This window comes from Mesorhizobium sp. M1428 (genome assembly GCF_040317515.1).
GTDB lineage: Bacteria > Pseudomonadota > Alphaproteobacteria > Rhizobiales > Rhizobiaceae > Mesorhizobium.
Genome location: NZ_JAMYKT010000024.1, coordinates 1 through 16,922, shown reverse-complemented (window position 1 = coordinate 16,922; position 16,922 = coordinate 1). Strand labels below are relative to the sequence as shown.

Annotated in this window: 14 protein-coding genes; 11 read left to right on the top strand and 3 right to left on the bottom strand. The window is 64.9% G+C overall.

Translation table 11 applies throughout. The features are described from left to right. Nucleotides 1–99: 99 nt before the first annotated feature. The 6 genes from tesB to NKG60_RS25490 all read left to right on the top strand — a co-directional run bounded on the left by tesB (nucleotide 100) and on the right by NKG60_RS25490 (nucleotide 7,618). Entirely contained in the window at nucleotides 100–975 is an 876-nt protein-coding gene (gene tesB / locus NKG60_RS25515; protein ID WP_031212697.1) for an acyl-CoA thioesterase II, read from the top strand. Between the two features lie 219 nt (nucleotides 976–1,194). Next, entirely contained in the window at nucleotides 1,195–1,533 is a 339-nt protein-coding gene (locus NKG60_RS25510; protein WP_023679755.1) for a P-II family nitrogen regulator, read from the top strand. 49 nt (nucleotides 1,534–1,582) lie between these two features. Further along, nucleotides 1,583–2,905 carry an ammonium transporter gene (locus tag NKG60_RS25505; protein ID WP_352668118.1) on the top strand — a complete coding sequence of 441 codons (1,323 nt, stop codon included), beginning with the start codon at nucleotides 1,583–1,585 and terminating at the stop codon, nucleotides 2,903–2,905. 313 nt (nucleotides 2,906–3,218) lie between these two features. Further along, entirely contained in the window at nucleotides 3,219–5,867 is a 2,649-nt protein-coding gene (locus NKG60_RS25500) for an FtsK/SpoIIIE family DNA translocase (protein WP_352668093.1), read from the top strand. Nucleotides 5,868–5,997: 130 nt separating this feature from the next. Next, on the top strand, nucleotides 5,998–6,681 hold the full coding sequence (locus NKG60_RS25495; protein ID WP_352668094.1) for an outer membrane lipoprotein carrier protein LolA: 684 nt from the start codon (nucleotides 5,998–6,000) through the stop codon (nucleotides 6,679–6,681). A 130-nt stretch (nucleotides 6,682–6,811) separates the two neighbouring features. Then, entirely contained in the window at nucleotides 6,812–7,618 is an 807-nt protein-coding gene (locus NKG60_RS25490) for an exodeoxyribonuclease III (RefSeq protein ID WP_352975885.1), read from the top strand. 20 nt (nucleotides 7,619–7,638) lie between these two features. Here the strand turns inward: NKG60_RS25490 and NKG60_RS25485 are convergent, their stop codons facing one another. Genes NKG60_RS25485 through NKG60_RS25475 form a run of 3 tightly spaced genes read right to left on the bottom strand, consistent with a single transcriptional unit; the run spans nucleotide 7,639 to nucleotide 10,818 of the window. Beyond that, nucleotides 7,639–8,490 (bottom strand): TIGR01459 family HAD-type hydrolase, encoded by an 852-nt coding sequence (locus NKG60_RS25485; RefSeq protein ID WP_352867912.1) that lies wholly within the window; start codon nucleotides 8,488–8,490, stop codon nucleotides 7,639–7,641. Next, nucleotides 8,487–9,773 carry an FGGY-family carbohydrate kinase gene (locus tag NKG60_RS25480; RefSeq protein WP_352867915.1) on the bottom strand — a complete coding sequence of 429 codons (1,287 nt, stop codon included), beginning with the start codon at nucleotides 9,771–9,773 and terminating at the stop codon, nucleotides 8,487–8,489. The genes NKG60_RS25485 and NKG60_RS25480 overlap by 4 nt, the downstream gene beginning before the upstream one ends. A 1-nt stretch (nucleotide 9,774) precedes the next feature. Then, nucleotides 9,775–10,818, bottom strand: a complete 1,044-nt coding sequence (locus NKG60_RS25475) for a class II aldolase/adducin family protein (RefSeq protein ID WP_352867918.1) — start codon at nucleotides 10,816–10,818, stop codon at nucleotides 9,775–9,777. 227 nt (nucleotides 10,819–11,045) lie between these two features. Here NKG60_RS25475 and NKG60_RS25470 point away from each other — a divergent pair, with 227 nt between their 5' ends. The 5 genes from NKG60_RS25470 (at nucleotide 11,046) to NKG60_RS25450 (ending at nucleotide 16,768) form a co-directional block, all read left to right on the top strand. Beyond that, nucleotides 11,046–11,825: a DeoR/GlpR family DNA-binding transcription regulator gene (locus NKG60_RS25470; protein ID WP_352668102.1), complete on the top strand. Its 780-nt coding sequence runs from the start codon at nucleotides 11,046–11,048 to the stop codon at nucleotides 11,823–11,825. Further along, the gene (locus tag NKG60_RS25465) at nucleotides 11,825–13,204 is read left to right on the top strand and encodes an FGGY-family carbohydrate kinase (protein WP_352668104.1); all 1,380 of its coding nucleotides are present in this window, start codon (nucleotides 11,825–11,827) and stop codon (nucleotides 13,202–13,204) included. The genes NKG60_RS25470 and NKG60_RS25465 overlap by 1 nt, the downstream gene beginning before the upstream one ends. After that, a complete protein-coding gene (locus tag NKG60_RS25460; protein WP_352867922.1) occupies nucleotides 13,201–14,745 on the top strand; it encodes a sugar ABC transporter ATP-binding protein in 1,545 nt (514 codons plus the stop codon). The genes NKG60_RS25465 and NKG60_RS25460 overlap by 4 nt, the downstream gene beginning before the upstream one ends. A gap of 20 nt (nucleotides 14,746–14,765) precedes the next feature. Next, on the top strand, nucleotides 14,766–15,743 hold the full coding sequence (locus tag NKG60_RS25455; protein ID WP_502903445.1) for an ABC transporter permease subunit: 978 nt from the start codon (nucleotides 14,766–14,768) through the stop codon (nucleotides 15,741–15,743). A gap of 86 nt (nucleotides 15,744–15,829) precedes the next feature. Continuing rightward, nucleotides 15,830–16,768, top strand: coding sequence for an ABC transporter substrate-binding protein (locus NKG60_RS25450; RefSeq protein WP_352668109.1), 939 nt, complete (start codon nucleotides 15,830–15,832; stop codon nucleotides 16,766–16,768). Nucleotides 16,769–16,922: the final 154 nt, after the last annotated feature.

The following is a 16,922-nucleotide window of genomic DNA, read 5'->3' as shown; positions in this document are numbered from 1 at the left end:
GCAATTCCTTTCGCAGCCTGACTGTCGCCGGGCATTCCGCCCTTGACTGCCCGCTGTTCCTGTCGGAAACCGCCATGGTAATTTTGCGGCGAGGTCAAGATGACGGCAGCCATGGACGAGCTTCTCGGCATTCTCGACCTCGAGCAGCTGGAACACAATCTGTATCGTGGTCGCAGCCCCAAGCTCGACTGGCAGCGCATCTTCGGCGGCCAGACCATCGCCCAGGCGCTGGTCGCCGCGCAGCGAACGGTCGAGCCCGAGCGCCATGTGCACTCGCTGCACGGTTATTTCATGCGGCCGGGCGACACCAAGGTGCCGATCATCTACGAGGTCGACCGCATCCGTGACGGCGGCTCCTTCACCACGCGCCGCGTCGTGGCGATCCAGCACGGCCAGGCGATCTTTTCGCTGGAAGCCTCGTTCCAGCAGGATGAGGTCGGCCTGGAACATCAGGTGCCGATGCCGCAGGACGTGCCGGCGCCCGACACGTTGCTGTCGCAGCGCGAGTTGCTGGGCAAGTTCGGCGAAGCGGTGCCCGACGGCATCAAGCGCTATTGGGAGCGCGACCGGCCGATCGAGATGAAGCCGGTGATGCTGAAGCATTATACCAGCCGGGAAAAGCTCGAGCCGAAGCAGAACATCTGGATCCGCACGACCGGCCCGGTGCCGGCCGACCGCGCCACGCAGGCGGCCGTGCTCGCTTACCTCTCCGACATGACGCTGCTCGACACCTCGACCTTTGCCCATGGCCGCGCCATTTTCGATCGCGATATCCAGGCGGCCAGCCTCGACCACGCCATGTGGTTCCACCGCAGCCACCCGCTCGACGACTGGATGCTGTACACGCAAGACAGCCCGTCGACGCAAGGATCGCGCGGCTTTACCCGCGGCTCGCTGTTTGCGCGCGACGGCACCTTGATCGCCTCCGTTGCCCAAGAAGGACTCATCCGGCTGAAGCGGCCGCCTGCGGAGTAGGCATTTTTCGAAATTTGCCTATTTTTTGAGCATATGCACTGCCGCGCCTGTGAACAGGCAGTCGACAAACCTTCCCGATTTCGTTGTTTAACAACAGCTTAACACCCTGCTTCGGCAATTGGCACGGAGCTTGAATCCTAGCGGGCACTCTCCGGCTCTCATGGGGATCGGCGAAGTCGTGCAAACGCGGGGACCCGCAACAGCAAAGGGTGAAACCTTATGAAGATCGTGATGGCAATCATAAAGCCGTTCAAGCTCGACGAGGTGCGCGAGGCGCTCACCGCAGTCGGCATCCAGGGCCTGACCGTCACCGAGGTAAAAGGCTACGGACGGCAGAAGGGGCACACGGAAATCTATCGCGGGGCGGAATACGCGGTCAGCTTCCTGCCGAAGATCAAGATCGAAGTCGCGGTCGCTGTCGACATGGTCGACAAGGCCGTCGAAGCCATCACCGCGGCGGCCAAGACCGGCCAGATCGGCGACGGCAAGATCTTCGTTTTCGGCATCGACCAGGCGGTGCGCATTCGCACCGGCGAAACAGACACCGACGCGCTTTGAGCTGCGGATACGTATTCCAATGGAGAGTTCAATGAATATTCCTTCCACCTTGAAGATAACGGGACGCGCGGCCGTTTTGGGCTCGCTCGCTCTCGCTGCACTGGGCACGGTTGCTGCGTTCGCGCAGGAAGCGGCACCGGCAGCACCGGCTGCGCCTGCGCCCGCGCTCGACACCGGCAACACCGCCTGGATGCTGACCTCGACGGCGCTGGTGCTGATGATGACCATCCCGGGCCTGGCGCTGTTTTACGGCGGCATGGTGCGCAAGAAGAACGTGCTCGCCACCATCATGCAGAGCTTTGCCATCACCTGCCTGGTGACGGTGCTGTGGTTCATGTTCGGCTACTCGCTGGCCTTCTCGGATGGCGGCGGCATGAATGCCTATCTCGGCGGCTTCTCGAAATTCTTCCACAACGGCATCACCACCTCGTCGCTGTGGCTGCCGGGCGTGGCGAACATCCCTGAGTTCGTCTTCTCGATGTTCCAGATGACCTTCGCCATCATCACGCCGGCGCTGATTGCCGGCGCCTTCGCCGAACGCATGAAGTTCTCGGCGCTGCTCATCTTCATGGGCGCGTGGCTGCTGGTGGTCTACGCCCCGATCGCGCACTGGGTGTGGGGCGGCGGCTTCCTCGGCACAGCCGGCGTTCTCGATTTCGCCGGCGGCACGGTTGTGCACATCAATGCCGGTGTTGCCGGCCTGGTCTGCGCGCTGGTTCTCGGCAAACGTGAAGGCTACGGCACCACCAACATGGCGCCGCACAACCTCGTCTACTCCGTCATCGGCGCTTCGCTGCTGTGGGTTGGCTGGTTCGGCTTCAACGCCGGCTCGGAGCTGGCCGCCGACGGCCTTGCCGGTGCCGCGATGCTGAACACCCAGGTTGCCGCAGCCGCTGCGGCGCTCGCCTGGATGTTCGCCGAATGGATCGTCGCCAAGAAGCCGAGCGTTCTCGGCATCATCTCGGGCGCCGTCGCCGGCCTGGTCGCGGTGACGCCGGCTTCCGGCTTCGTCAATCCGACCGGCGCCTTCATCGTCGGCATCGTCGCCGGCGTGCTGTGCTACGTCTCGGCCGTCAAGCTCAAGCACGCGTTCGGCTATGATGACTCGCTCGATGCGTTCGGCGTGCATGGCATCGGCGGCATCATCGGTGCATTGCTGACCGGCGTGCTCGCCGATCCGGCGATCAACAGCCTCGGCTCGGGTGCTTCTGTCGGCAAGCAGCTCTACGGTATCGTCTTCACCATCCTGTGGACGGCATTCGCGAGCTTCGTGATCCTCTACATCGTCAAGGCGCTGGTCGGCCTGCGTCCCTCCACCCAGGAAGAGGTCGAAGGCCTCGACATCAGCCAGCACGGCGAAGTGGTGCCGTAAGGTTTATTGGCTGGCACCGGCGTTTTGCCGGTGCCGGGAAGATCCCGTCGTGATGCTCCCGAAAGGGCTCACGCCTTGAGGCCCGGAAACCTTCCGGGCCTCTTTTTTGTGTGCAGGCGGTCGTTATGGCTCGATCACAATCGCTTGATCAAGGTGGCTCGATCCGCCGGCGGCGTGAAACAGCTGCGCCCTTCCCTGGGACGCAGATTGCCCATGGTTAATGCGCCCTTAACCTTCCCGCCGCTAGTCTGACAGCCGAATCTGCCGTGTTGCGCGTCCGCGCCCGGCCGGGCAACGACAGACGAGGAAGAGCATGCGTTCAGGGGCTTCAGCATCGCTTGCGCTGGCCGATACGGAGCGCGGCATCCGGTCGTTCGCGAGGCGCCAGGTCGGGCGGCTGGTCGGTGCCGGGCTCTTTGCTCTGGTTGGCTTCGGCGTCGCCGCCCTTGCCACCTGGAACGTCGCCGATCCGAGCTTTTCGCACGCCACCGACAATATCGTCACCAATGCAATGGGTTATGCCGGCGCCGTCTTTTCCGACATCGCCATGCAGTTCTTCGGACTTGCCGCCGTTGCGGCGCTGGTGCCGGCGGTGATCTGGGGATTTCTGCTGTTTACCGCGCGCGGTGTCGACCGCCTGCCGAAACGGGCGCTGGCCTGGTTCGGGTTTTCGCTGCTTGGCGCAGCAATTGCCGGCTGCGTGGTGCCGCCCAAGACCTGGCCGCTGCCGACCGGCCTCGGCGGCGTCTTCGGCGATATGGTGCTCAACATTCCCGGCCTGATCATCGGCGGCTATCCGACCGGCCTCGTTGCCAGCGTGCTCGCCGTGCTCCTGGCAGCGCCGGCGCTGTGGGTATTCTTGTATGGCTCGGCGCTGATTTCACGCAAGAACGGCTTCGCCGTCCTCGAACAGCCTGCCGTGCCCGACCCGCAGGACGACCTGCTTTTCGACAATGAAGAGGACGAGGGCGACGAAGGCATATTGGCGCTTGGCGCCATCACCCACTGGTGGCTGTCGCTGCGAGCCTATCTGCGCCGCCGCGCCGCGCGCCGGCGCGAGCGCGACGATTTCGAGCCGGAGATGGAGCCGCGCCCCAGCGCCTGGCGGCGGGCGGCCGAACGGGTCGAATCGGCCGAGTTCGCCGAGGCGCGGATGAGCCCGGGCGGGCGCGCCCGCGTCGAGCCGGAATTCTTCGCCGCCATGGTCAACGACCGCAGCGCCTCGATCGACCCCGACGATGCCGACGTCTTCGACGATGAGGATGACATGGATTTTGCACCGGAGCCCGCGGGCCAACGACGCAGCGCCCCGACAGCGCAGGTTCAGAATTTCCGCTCCGATGCGGCGACGCGCGTCGCAGCGCCGGCACCCCGCCCGGCTCCGGGCGCCCGCGTCCAGCGCGAGGCGCAGACCACACTGATCGGCTCGGAAAGGTTTGAAATGCCGTCGCTGCATTTCCTGTCCGAGCCGAAGAATGTCGTGCGCGATGCCAGCCTGTCGAAGGACGCGCTGGAGCAGAATGCCCGCCTGCTCGAGGGTGTGCTGGAGGATTTCGGCGTCAAGGGCGAGATCATCCATGTGCGTCCCGGCCCGGTGGTCACGCTTTATGAACTGGAGCCGGCGCCCGGCATCAAATCGTCGCGGGTCATCGGCCTTTCCGACGACATCGCCCGCTCGATGAGCGCGATCGCCTGCCGTGTCGCCGTGGTGCCAGGCCGCAACGCCATCGGCATCGAGCTGCCGAACGCCAAACGCGAGACCGTCTATCTCAGGGAGATACTCGCCAGCCGCGATTTCGAAACGACAAAGTCCAAGCTGGCGCTGGCGCTCGGCAAGACCATCAATGGCGAGGCGGTCATCGTCGACATTGCCAAGATGCCGCACGTGCTGGTCGCCGGCACCACCGGCTCGGGCAAGTCCGTCGCCATCAACACCATGATCCTGTCGCTGCTCTACCGGCTGACGCCGCAGGACTGCCGGCTGATCATGATCGATCCAAAGATGCTGGAGCTCTCGGTCTATGACGGCATTCCGCATCTTCTGACACCGGTGGTCACCGATCCGAAGAAGGCGGTGGTGGCGCTGAAATGGACCGTGCGCGAGATGGAGGACCGCTACCGCAAGATGTCCAAGGTCGGCGTCCGCAACATCGACGGGTTCAACGCGCGCGTGCAGCAGGCCGAGAAAAAAGGCGAAAGAATCTCGCGCACCGTGCAGACCGGCTTCGACCGCCAGACCGGCGAAGCGATCTACGAGACAGAGAATCTCGACCTCGAGCCGATGCCCTACATCGTCGTCATCATCGACGAGATGGCCGATTTGATGATGGTCGCCGGCAAGGACATCGAAGGCGCGGTGCAGCGCCTGGCGCAGATGGCGCGCGCCGCCGGCATCCATGTCATCATGGCGACGCAGCGGCCGTCGGTCGATGTCATCACCGGCACTATCAAGGCGAATTTCCCGACCCGTATCTCGTTCCAGGTGACGTCGAAGATCGACAGCCGCACCATCCTGGGCGAGCAGGGCGCCGAGCAGCTGCTCGGCATGGGCGATATGCTCTACATGGCCGGCGGCGGCCGCATCCAGCGCGTGCACGGTCCCTTCGTCTCCGACGACGAGGTGGAGAAGATCGTCGCACATCTGAAGCTGCAGGGCGTGCCGGAATATCTCGACGCCATCACCGAGGACGACGACAAGGATGACGACGAGCCGTCGGGCAAAGGCAGTGGCGGCGGCGACGGCGGCAATTTCGAGGATTCCGACGATCCCTACGACCAGGCGGTTGCGGTGGTGCTGCGCGACGGCAAGGCCTCGACCAGCTACATCCAGCGCCGGCTCGGCATCGGCTACAACCGCGCCGCCTCGATCATCGAGAAGATGGAGAAGGAAGGCATTGTCGGCCCGGCCAATCATGCCGGAAAACGCGAAATCCTGGTGCCGACGGAGGACGACAAGTTCTAGAGCCCGCGCCGGCAACCTTGAACCTTTTGGCGCGTTGCAACGGACCGGCGCCGTGCGGCCCGCCAAACTTAAGCCCAACTGGGGGGCCAGACCAATATAACGAGCAAGCAATCAGATGATGGTGACCGGCATGAAAAACGCAACTCTCGCCCCAAGCAGGGATTTCGCCCCAACCCGCCGGCAGGTGCTCGGCCTCGGTCTGGTCCTGGCCGGTGCGGCGGCCGCCAATCTCGTGCCCGGCTTCCAGCTGCTGGCGGCGGCGCAAGCAGCGGTTCCGGCGACGGCGCAGAAGATCGCCGATCATTTCTCCTCGGTCAAATCGATGAGCGGCGAGTTCGTGCAGTTCGGACCCAAGGGCGAGCAGACCGGCGGCAAGTTCTTTCTGGAACGGCCGGGCAAGATCCGCTTCAATTATGATGGCGCCTCGAATTTCAGGGTGATTTCCGACGGCAAGTCGGTGGTCATCCTCAACAAGAAGCTGCGGACCTCTGACCTCTACCCGCTGTCGAAGACGCCGCTGAAGCTGCTGCTCGACGACAAGATCGATCTCTCGGGCGGACGCGTCAGAAGCGTCAAGGAAGAGGACGACCTCACCACCATCCAGCTTGCCGACAAATCGGTGTTCGGCAATTCGAAGATCACCATGATGTTCGATCCGAAATCCTATGAATTGCGGCAGTGGACCATCACCGATGCGCAAGGCAAGGATACGACGGTGATGATCTTCAACACCAAGGAGGGCGTCAGCTTCGCCCCCGACACCTTCGCCATCGACTATACGGCGAACCGCGAGCTGAACACCAAGACGCGGTAGCTTTCTACCGCTAAGGGGCCTTCCGCGTTGGTGCGGGCGGCTTGTTTTTGCGGTGCGCGGCTGGCAGTAGTTTCCGCGATTGACTTCCGTCGGAGCCATCCGGCGGATCTTGCGTTGTCCGGAACCCCACATGCCGTTTTCCATCGCTACCTGGAACATCAACTCCGTCCGGCTGCGCATGCCGATCGTCGAGCGCCTGCTGGGCGCGCAGGCGCCGGACGTGCTCTGCCTGCAGGAAACCAAGGTTCCGGACGAATTGTTTCCGGAGAAGGCGTTCCGCAAGCTCGGCTACGAGCACATCGCCTTCCATGGCCAGAAGGGCTATCACGGCGTTGCGACCATAGCGCGGCGGCCGATCGAGGTGGTCGAAAAGCGCCGCTTCTGCGACATCGACGACAGCCGACATCTGTCGGTCACCGTGAACGCCGGCGGCAAGACGATCCTGCTGCACAATTTCTACGTTCCGGCCGGCGGCGACGAGCCCGACCCGGCCGTCAACCGCAAGTTCAAGCACAAGCTCGATTTCGTTGCCGAGATGAACGCCGTGCGCGCCGAGCATGGCGAGCACTCCGGCTCGATCTTGGTCGGCGACCTCAACATCGCGCCGCTCGAGCACGATGTCTGGTCGCACAAGCAGCTCCTCAACGTCGTCAGCCATACGCCGGTCGAGACGGAAAACTTCGAGGCGATGCGGCTCGCCGGCAACTGGATCGACCTGATGCGGCTCAATGTGCCTTACGAGGAGAAACTCTACACCTGGTGGAGCTATCGCGCCCAGGATTGGCAGGCCTCAAATCGCGGCCGCCGCCTCGACCATATCTGGTCGTCGCCAAACCTGGTGTCGCATTTTGCCGGCTATGAAATCCTGCGGCCGGCGCGCGGCTGGGAACGGCCCTCGGACCATGTGCCGGTGATCGGTCGTTTCAACCTCGATTAGCTTTGTTTCGCCTTAACAACTCAGCGAAACCTGAAGCTATCCGCGATGTAGTCGGGACGGGCGTTGAGCGTGGCGAAAACGTCCTCGAGGTCAGGCGCCCCCGCCAATATGCCCGACAGGACCAGCGTCGTCGCGACGCCGACGCCGTTGCCGCCGGCGATGTCGTGCTCGACGCTGTCGCCGACGCAGACCACGCTGTCGCGCTCCGGGTGGCCCGCCAGTGCCAGCGCGGCCTCGAATATCTGCGGATTGGGCTTGCCAATGCGCGCCACGCTGCCGCCGAGGCTCTCATAGAGATCGGCGAGCCGGCCGGCGCCGAAGCGAGGGCCGACGGCAGTCAGCATGATCTTGTCGGGATTGGTGCAGAAGCATGGCACCCGGCGCGCCGCCGCCGGGCCAAGAAGCCGGCGATAATGGTCGAGGTCGTAGCGATCGCCCTCGCTGGCGGAAATCAGCACCAGTTCGGCATCGTCGCCGTCCCTGGCCAGGACGAAGGGCAGGCCGTCGACAGCCGAACGGTCATTGTCGCGGCGGATCAGCAGGCATTTTGTCTGCGGGCGCAGGGCTCCGGAGGCCGCCATTTGGTGGAAGGAGCGCCACGCCACCTCGCCGGAGGAGACAAAGTGATCCCAGCTTCCCGGTTCGAAGCCGAGCTTCAGCAGGCGGCGCTCATTGGGTTGCGCCCGCTTGCCGGAATTCGAGATCAGCACGATGGTCTTGCCGGCGCGCTTGAGTGCCGACAAGGCTTCGACAGCACCTGGATAGGCGCTGGTGCCGTCGTGCAGCACACCAAACTGGTCGAGCAGGAACACCTGATAGCGGTCGATCAGTGCGGCGATGCCGTCGAGGTGTTGAATTGCCTTGGCCGTCATAAAAGCCCCGCTGCGCTTGCGCCCATCAGCGCCAGCCGCGCCGTGCCGGCAGCGGCCTCCTCCGAAAAAGCCGGTACGAGAGCGACGCCGAGCTTGCGCTGCCGGATCGCTGTCCAGGCCGGATTGGCCGCACCGCCGCCGACGCTCCTGACCGATGTCAGCCGGGGTGCGCCGAGTTCGGCAAGCCGGCGATAGCCGAGCGCTTCGATCGCCGCAATACCCTCGAACATCGCTTTCAGATAATCGGCGTCGTCGGCGGGCCGCGGCTCGAGGCGGGGCGGCAGCGCCGGATCGGCTATGGGGAAGCGTTCGCCCGGTTCCGGCAATGGGTAATAATCGAGGCCGGTCTCGGTCGCCGGGTCGATCTTCTTGCTGAGTTCGACAATGCGGGCAACGGGGAAATGCTGGGCCAGCACCTTGCCGCCGGAATTCGAGGCGCCGCCCGCCAGGTACGTGTCACCCAGCCTATGGCTGTAGATGCCGAATTGCGGCGCCGAGATCGGCCGGTCGGAGAGGATCTTGATGGTCAGCGATGAGCCGAGCGCGGTAACGCCGTCGCCGACTGTCGTGGCGCCTGTCGCCAGGAACGAGGCGCAGCCATCCGTCGTGCCGGCAACGATAACCACGTCGCGCGGCAGGCCGAATATTTTCGCAGTGCTGGCGGTAAGCGTGCCCGTGACATCGCCCGGCCGCACGACCCCAGGCAGGAATTCCATGCGCATGCCGGTCGCCGCGATCCAGTCCGGCCAACGCCGGGCCTCGACGTCGTAGCCGGTCTTCAGGGCGTTGTTCTCGTCGCTGACATCGAAGCGGCCGGAAAACTGTCCGGCGATCCAGTCGGCCTGATGCAGCACAGTGGCGACGCCGGGCAGGTGCTGGAAAGACAGCGCCTTGGCGAGACCGGACGTCGCCCCGAGTGCAGCGCTCGTTGCCGGTGCCGCGCCGGCTATTGCAGTCAGGATAGTGTCGTCAGCGACCTTGTCGTTGTACATCAGCGGTTCGGCCAGCGGTCGCCCGGCGCGGTCGACCGGCAGCAGCGTGCCCGACGTACCGTCGACGGCGATCGAGTGCACTGCCGCGCGATCGATACATTTGAGCAGTTCCGCCAACGTCGCGCCGACCGCCTCCCACCATATGGCGGGGTCGCGGCCGTTCGGCCCAAATCGCTCGAGGGCAATAGCGGAATGCGCGGCAATGGAAAAATCCGGACGCATGGCGACGGCGCGCGCGCCGGATGTGCCGATGTCGATGCCGACGGCAAGTGGGCCAGACGAAAGCGGCATGTCAGCTGCCTCCGGCATTGAGTTTCTGGCGATATTTTTCGGCATCCCAGTTGATCAGTTCGTCATTCTCTGCCGCTGTCAGATAATTCAGCTTCGCCGCGACATCGACCCGCGCCGTCACGTCGGCGAGGCAGCGCTGCATGGCGTCGGCACCGGCGCCGGCGTCGCTGCGCATCAGCACGCCGAGGCCGGGAAACAGGATCGCCACGGGTGCGGCGCCGCAGCGCTCGATGACGCGCTTCACATCCTCGCCCGGTCTCGCCACGACCGAACCCTCGCCGAGAAAGATGACATGGTCGGGGTAGAGGCTGCCCCCTGACGCCATGCGGCAGCTTTCGGGGTCGATCGCCACCGCATGCGCTTCGACTTCGGCCGGCAGTCTGTAGGCGCTGCCGCCGGCGCGCGCCGTCAATGCCGCGATGTCCGGTTCCGCCACCTGGCGCGGCGGCCGCGCCAGCAGCCGTGTCACACGCCGCAGCAGCATGTCGGCCGCGGCGACGGTCTCGGCCGCAACGACCAGACCGTGATTGCCGAGGATCAGGATATCCACGCCTGGCCGCAGGCGCTCGGCGATGCCCTGGGCAAGCGGCAGTCCCGGCCGGCGATAGGGAACATACGCCCATTGGTGGCCGTCGAGCCGCCTGGCGGCCTCGGCCTCGCAGTCGGCCTGCACGGCCAGCGAAATGGTCTCGACGCAGTGGACATGCAAAACGATGCGCTGCCGCATCAGCGCATGCACGGTGGTCTCGATCGACGGGCGCAAGCCGCGTGGGTTGAGGGCGCCGACGGTGAAGGCCTGTGGCTGTTCGGCGGCCGGGTCGCCCCGTTCGATGGCGTCGAGCAATGGCGGGATGCCGACCGGCACCATGATGTCTGCGGTGAGCGCGTCCTTCAGCCAGGTGCCGGAGGCCTTGATCCAGAGCGTGTCGCCGGCTTTCAGCGAGGTGTTGCCGCCGGCGGCCTGGGTCAGATGCGGGTCGCTGCCGATCTCGGCCGAAAGCGACCGCAGCGCTGCCAGTTCCTGCGCATCCGCACTGATCGTCATCGAAATTCCTCCACACACCGGCCGCGTGGCCACGGCTTTGGACGTCCCGTTGCCTGGACGAAGACCGACGCTGGTATCGCAGATGCGAGTAAGTTACGTCAACAGTGATGTTATCGCGTCAAATCAGGCTTGCAATCAGCGGGGCGTTGAGTAAGTTGCACCAATTGCCGTGCAAAATGGCATGCCGTGCAAAATGCTTGGGAGGCAAGCGCATTGGGAGGTAAGGATTGAGCGACTCCGGCCGCCAGCGCCAGATCGTCGAGCTTTTGCGGGACCGGCCTTTCGCATCGGTGCGTGAGCTGCAGGAGCGGCTTGGCGTGTCGGCGGCGACGGTGCGGCGCGACATCGACAAGATCGACGAGGCCGGCGAAGCGCGCAAGGTTTATGGCGGCATCTCGGCGCTTGATGGCGCTTCGCAAGCCGGCGTCGCCTATGCAAGGCCCTATGACGAGAACCGCGACCTCGCCGTCGAGGCCAAGCGGCAGATCGCCGCTCTCGCCGCCACCATGGTGCGCGACGGCGACGCGGTCATCGTGCATGGCGGTTCGACCTGCTTCCATCTCGGCGTCAAGCTCGCCGACCGAAACATCCGGCTCTACACCAACTCGATGCCGCTCGCGGCCTATCTCAGCGACCACGGCCATTGCAGCCTGACGGTCGCCGGCGGCGAACTGCACCGCGAGCCGGGCATCATCCATTCGCTGACTCAGACGGTGCCGTTCTACGCCTCGAAGTTCTTTCTCGGCGCGCAAGGCATCGGCCAGGAAGGCCTTCTGGAATCGCATCCGCTGCTGGTCCGCTCAATCGTCGAGCTCAGCCTCTGCGCCGACCAGATCGTCGTGCTAGCCGACAGCCGCAAATTGTCGATCCACGCGCGCAACGTGGCGCTGCCGCTGTCGCGGATCGGCACGCTGGTCACCGATGACGGCCTGTCCGACGCCGATGCGCGCATGCTTGAGGATGCCGGCGTCACGGTGCGGATCGCCGCTTCCTCGGGAGGCGCCTAGTGAACATCGCCGTCCTCGATTTCGGCAAGACCAATTCGAAGCTGTTCGTCTTCGGCCAGGACGGACAGATCCTCGACGAGCGCCGCACCCAGCCGAGCTGGATCCGCAAAGACGGCTTCAGCGTGCTCGACGAGCCAGCGCTGCACGAATGGGCGGCTCGCGCCATCGATGATGCAGTCGACACGCACGGCGTGGAAGGGCTGATGGTATCCGGCCATGGCTGCACTTTCGCGTTGGTCGACGAAGCCGCGCTGACGCATCCGATCCTCGATTACGAGCAGGAACCGCCAGCTGAAATCGCCGCGCAGATCGACCGCCGCATTCCGGATTTTGCCGAGACCTTTTCGCCGCGCCTGCCGCTTGGCTTCAACTATGGCCGCCACATGTTGTGGCTGAAGCAGGTGGAGCCCGGTGCCTTCGCCGCAGCGAAATCGATCCTCGGCTACCCCCAATATTGGAGCTGGCGCCTTGGCGGCCGGCCGGTATCGGAAGTGTCGTATCTCGGCTGCCACTCGCATTTATGGGCGCCGCGCAAGCGCGATTTCAGCTCGCTGGTCGATGCCGAGGGCTGGCGCGGCCAGATGCCCGCCTTCGAGCGTGCCGGCGCGGTGATCGGCGAGCAGCGCTTCGGTCAGGCCGCGAAGCCGGTCGCCATCCATAATGGCGTGCACGACAGCAATGCCGCGCTCCATGCCTACCGCCGGCAGCAGCTCGGGCCGGTGACCGTGGTCTCGACCGGCACCTGGGTGGTCGTGCTCAATCCGGACTGTCCGCTCGATGCACTCGATGGCGAGCGCGACATGCTGGTCAATGTCGATGTCGATGGCGGCCCGGTGCCGACCATCCGCTTCATGGGCGGCCGCGAATTCGCGACGATCAGCGCCGGCTGGCAGGGCGCAATCGCGCCGTCATCGATACAACGGGTGATCGACGCCGGCATCATGGCGCTGCCGAGCTTCGCGCCCGGCGGCCCGATGCCGCACCGACGCGGCGAATTGGTCGGGCGTACGCCCAATGGCGAGGAACGCGCGGCGATGGCGCTGCTCTATGTCGCGTTGATGGTCGATCTGTGCCTCGAGCTGATCCATTCGGACAATACGGTGATCGTCGACGGCGGCCTGAACAATGGCGGGCTGCTTGCCGCGTTGCTGGCGCAGTTGCGGCCCGGGCAGGCCTTCCTTCAGGGCGCAACGCTGGAGGGCAGCGCCACCGGTGCCGCCGCACTTGCCTTCGAAAGCGTCGGACGCGAGTTTGCCACCGAGGCGCCGGAGGCGGTGCATGCGGCAAGCTTCAGCGGCCTTGCCGGTTACCGCAATGATTGGCGCGGCCTTGCCGCCGACCGGGCTGTGGTCAGCGCAGCTGCAGGAGGTGCGCGATGAGCGCCGCCGCCCGGATCGAGACGGTGCGCCAGCCGGTGCTGGAGATGCGCCATATCTCGAAGACGTTCGGTGCGATCCGCGCCTTGCACGATGTGTCGCTGACCGTTCACGCCGGCGAGCTGCACGCGCTGATGGGCGAGAACGGTGCCGGCAAGTCGACGCTGATGAAGGTGCTGTCCGGCGCCTACCGGCCGGACCCCGGCGGCGAGATCCTGATCGACGGCGTGCCGGCCGCCACCGGCGACCCGATCAAGGCGCGCGCGGCCGGCATTGCGGTCATCTATCAGGAGCTGTCGCTGGCGCCAAATCTGTCGGTGGCGCAGAACATTTTTCTCGGCAACGAACCGCGACGGTTCGGCGTCGTCGATCGCGAGCAGTGCAACCGGCGCGCCAGCGAGATCATCGCGCGGCTCGGCGTGGCCTTCTCGGCGCGCACTCCGGTCGCCAGCCTGTCGCTCGGCGAACGCCAGCTGGTCGAAATCGCCCGCGCGCTGTCGACCAATGCGCGCATCATCGTCATGGACGAGCCGACCACGTCACTGACCTCGCGCGAGACCGACCGGCTGTTCGAGGTGATCGCGACGCTGAAGGCGCAAGGCATCGCCATCATCTACATCAGCCACCGCATGGAAGAGGTCTACCAGCTCGCCGATCGCGTCAGCGTGCTGCGCGACAGCGGCTTTGTCGGCACGCTCGACCGTGCCGATCTGAACGCCTCGCGGCTGGTATCGATGATGGTCGGGCGCGATCTGTCGACCTTCTACAAGAAGGATCACCGCCCGCCGGACAGCAAGCGCGCCGTCGCGCTGTCGGTGCGCGGTATGTCGGACGGCAATCTCATCAAGAATTGTTCCTTCGACCTCCACAAGGGCGAGGTGCTGGCACTGGCCGGCCTGGTCGGTTCGGGCCGCACCGAACTGGCACGGCTGATCTTCGGCGCCGACAGGCACATATCGGGCACGCTGGAGCTCGGCGGCAAACCGATATCCATCGGTTCGCCGAGCGAGGCGCTCGATGCCGGCATCGCCTACCTAACCGAGGACCGCAAGCAACTTGGCCTGTTTCTCGACATGTCGATCTCCGACAACATCAGCATGGGCGTGCTGGCAAGGGACGCGAAGGCCGGCGGCCTGCGCGACTTCAATGCTGCCGAAAAGCGCGCCGCCAAGGCGGTGTCGGATCTCTCCATCCGCACCGGCTCAGTGCAGGCCAATGCCGGCTCGCTGTCGGGCGGCAACCAGCAGAAGGTCCTGCTCGCCCGCCTGTTGGAAACCGAGCCGCAGGTCGTCATCCTCGACGAGCCGACCCGCGGCGTCGATGTCGGGGCGAAGTCGGAGATCTACCGGCTGATCGACAACCTGGCCAAGAAAGGCATCGCCATCCTGATGATCTCCAGCGAACTGCCGGAGGTGATCGGCATCGCCGACCGCGTGCTGGTGATGCGCGACGGCACCATTGCCGGCGAGGTGACGGCGTCGAAGGGCGAGCCGCTGCGGCAGGAAGCGATCATGGAACTTGCAACGGGAGCGGCTCAGCGATGACCGACAAGGTGGCCGACACGATGAAAGCGGACGACCGGGCGGTCGGCAGGAGCACGAGGTGGCGTACCGCCATCGCCGCACTCGGCATGCTGCCGATCCTGATCCTGCTGGCGGTCGGCTTCCAGTTCATCAACCCGCGCTTTTTCACCCAGACCAATCTGCTGATCGTCATGCAGCAATCGTCGATCAACATCGTGCTGGCGGCCGGCATGACTTTCGTCATCCTGACCGGCGGCATCGACCTGTCCGTCGGCTCCATCCTTGCCGCCTCGGCGATGGTGGCGGTGATGGTGTCGCTGGTGCCCGATTGGGGACTGCTGGGCGTGCCGGCCGCCATTCTCGTCGGGCTCGGTTTCGGCGTCATCAACGGGCTGCTGATCGCCTATATCAGACTGCCGCCGTTCATCGTCACGCTTGGGTCGCTGACCGCCGTGCGCGGCGTCGCCCGCCTGCTCGGCCAGGACACCACGGTGTTCAACGCGGACCTGCCGTTCGACTTCATCGGCAACGGTTCGCTGTTAGGCATTCCGTGGCTGGTCATCATCGCGCTGGCGGTCGTCGTGCTGTCCTGGCTGGTGCTCAAGCGCACAGTGCTCGGCACCTGGATCTACGCTGTCGGCGGCAATGCCGAGGCCGCCAGGCTGACCGGCATCAAGGTGCCGCTGGTGCTGCTCTTCGTCTACGGCGTTTCCGGCCTTCTGGCCGGCCTTGGCGGCGCCATGTCGGCGGCCCGGCTCTATGCCGCCAACGGGCTGCAGCTCGGCCAGTCCTACGAGTTGGACGCGATCGCCGCGGTCATCCTCGGCGGCACCAGCTTCGTCGGCGGCGTCGGCTCGATCTGGGGCACGCTGATCGGCGGCCTGATCATCGCCGTGCTGTCCAACGGGCTCATACTCGCCGGTGTTTCGGACATCTGGCAGTACATCATCAAGGGATTGGTCATCATCGTGGCGGTCGCCCTCGACCGTTACCGGCTCCAGGCAGGAGCAAGAACGTGATGGCCCTTAGTCGCCGGCATCCAACGAGCCGGTTTCATGTGTAACGCACCGTGAGAGGCGCGGGGCATCAGGAGGAAAATAAAACAATGAAGACCATCGCTAAACTGCTCTGCGGCGTCGCCCTTGCGGCCGCCGCCATCGCGCCGGCATCGGCAAAGGATCTGAACAAGGTCGGCATCTCGGTCGGCCTGCTCGGCAACCCGTTCTTCGTCGCCACCATCAAGGGCATCGAGGACGCGGCCAAGAAGATCAACCCGAATGTGCAGGTGACCTCGGTATCGGCCGACTACGACCTCAACAAGCAGGTGTCGCAGGTCGATTCCTTCATCGCCGCCGGCGTCGACGTCATCATGCTCAACGCCGTCGATGCCAAGGCGATCGCGCCGGCGGTGAAGAAGGCGCAGGCGGCCGGCATCGTCGTTGCCGCCTTCGACGTTTCGGCGCCGGGCGCCGACGTCACCGTGATGACCAACAACGTCAAGGCCGGCGAAGAGGCGTGCCAGTATCTGGTCGATCATACTGGCGGCAAGGGCGACTACGTCATCCTCAACGGCCCGGCCTCGTCGTCGATCCTGGAGCGGGTCAAGGGGTGCAAGGACGTGCTGGCAAAACACCCCGACATCAAGATCCTTTCCGATGACCAGAACGCCGAAGGCTCACGTGACGGCGGCCTGAAAGTGTTCCAGTCGCTGCTGACCCGTTTCGACAAGATCGACGCGGTCTTCGCCATCAACGATCCGACGGCGATTGGCGCCCAGCTTGCGGCCAAGCAGCTCAACCGTTCTGAGTTCATCTTCACCGCGGTCGACGGTGCGCCCGATATCGAGAAGGAACTCGGTTCCGGCACGTCGATGATCAAGGCCTCTGCCTCGCAGGATCCCTATGTGATGGCCGGCCAGTCGCTGACGATGGCGGCTGACCTGCTTGCCGGCAAGAAGCCGGCCGAGCCGACGGTGCTGCTCGACCCGAAGCTGATCACGGCCGACAATTTGAAGGATTACAAGGGCTGGACCGCGGCTCGCTAAGCCTCCCAAGCCTGGTGGGGGGGGGGGGGGCGGGCGGGCGCGGGTTTTTGGGGGAACGGGTGGGAAAACGCGGTTTGTATATGGGGGGGGGGGGATTTACAGAGGCGCTGAAGTGGGGTGTTTGTTGTTTTTTTGTTTTGAAAAATAGGAGGGG

Excerpts from the sequence above, each read along its gene's own strand:
- NKG60_RS25455 (WP_502903445.1), top strand. The coding sequence starts at position 14,766 with ATGAAAGCGGACGACCGGGCGGTCGGCAGGAGCACGAGGTGGCGTACC.
- NKG60_RS25510 (WP_023679755.1), top strand. The coding sequence starts at position 1,195 with ATGAAGATCGTGATGGCAATCATAAAGCCGTTCAAGCTCGACGAGGTG.
- NKG60_RS25475 (WP_352867918.1), bottom strand. The coding sequence starts at position 10,818 with ATGACGATCAGTGCGGATGCGCAGGAACTGGCAGCGCTGCGGTCGCTT.
- NKG60_RS25485 (WP_352867912.1), bottom strand. The coding sequence starts at position 8,490 with ATGACGGCCAAGGCAATTCAACACCTCGACGGCATCGCCGCACTGATC.
- NKG60_RS25450 (WP_352668109.1), top strand. The coding sequence starts at position 15,830 with ATGAAGACCATCGCTAAACTGCTCTGCGGCGTCGCCCTTGCGGCCGCC.
- NKG60_RS25490 (WP_352975885.1), top strand. The coding sequence starts at position 6,812 with ATGCCGTTTTCCATCGCTACCTGGAACATCAACTCCGTCCGGCTGCGC.
- NKG60_RS25495 (WP_352668094.1), top strand. The coding sequence starts at position 5,998 with ATGAAAAACGCAACTCTCGCCCCAAGCAGGGATTTCGCCCCAACCCGC.
- NKG60_RS25460 (WP_352867922.1), top strand. The coding sequence starts at position 13,201 with ATGAGCGCCGCCGCCCGGATCGAGACGGTGCGCCAGCCGGTGCTGGAG.
- tesB (WP_031212697.1), top strand. The coding sequence starts at position 100 with ATGACGGCAGCCATGGACGAGCTTCTCGGCATTCTCGACCTCGAGCAG.
- NKG60_RS25480 (WP_352867915.1), bottom strand. The coding sequence starts at position 9,773 with ATGCCGCTTTCGTCTGGCCCACTTGCCGTCGGCATCGACATCGGCACA.
- NKG60_RS25500 (WP_352668093.1), top strand. The coding sequence starts at position 3,219 with ATGCGTTCAGGGGCTTCAGCATCGCTTGCGCTGGCCGATACGGAGCGC.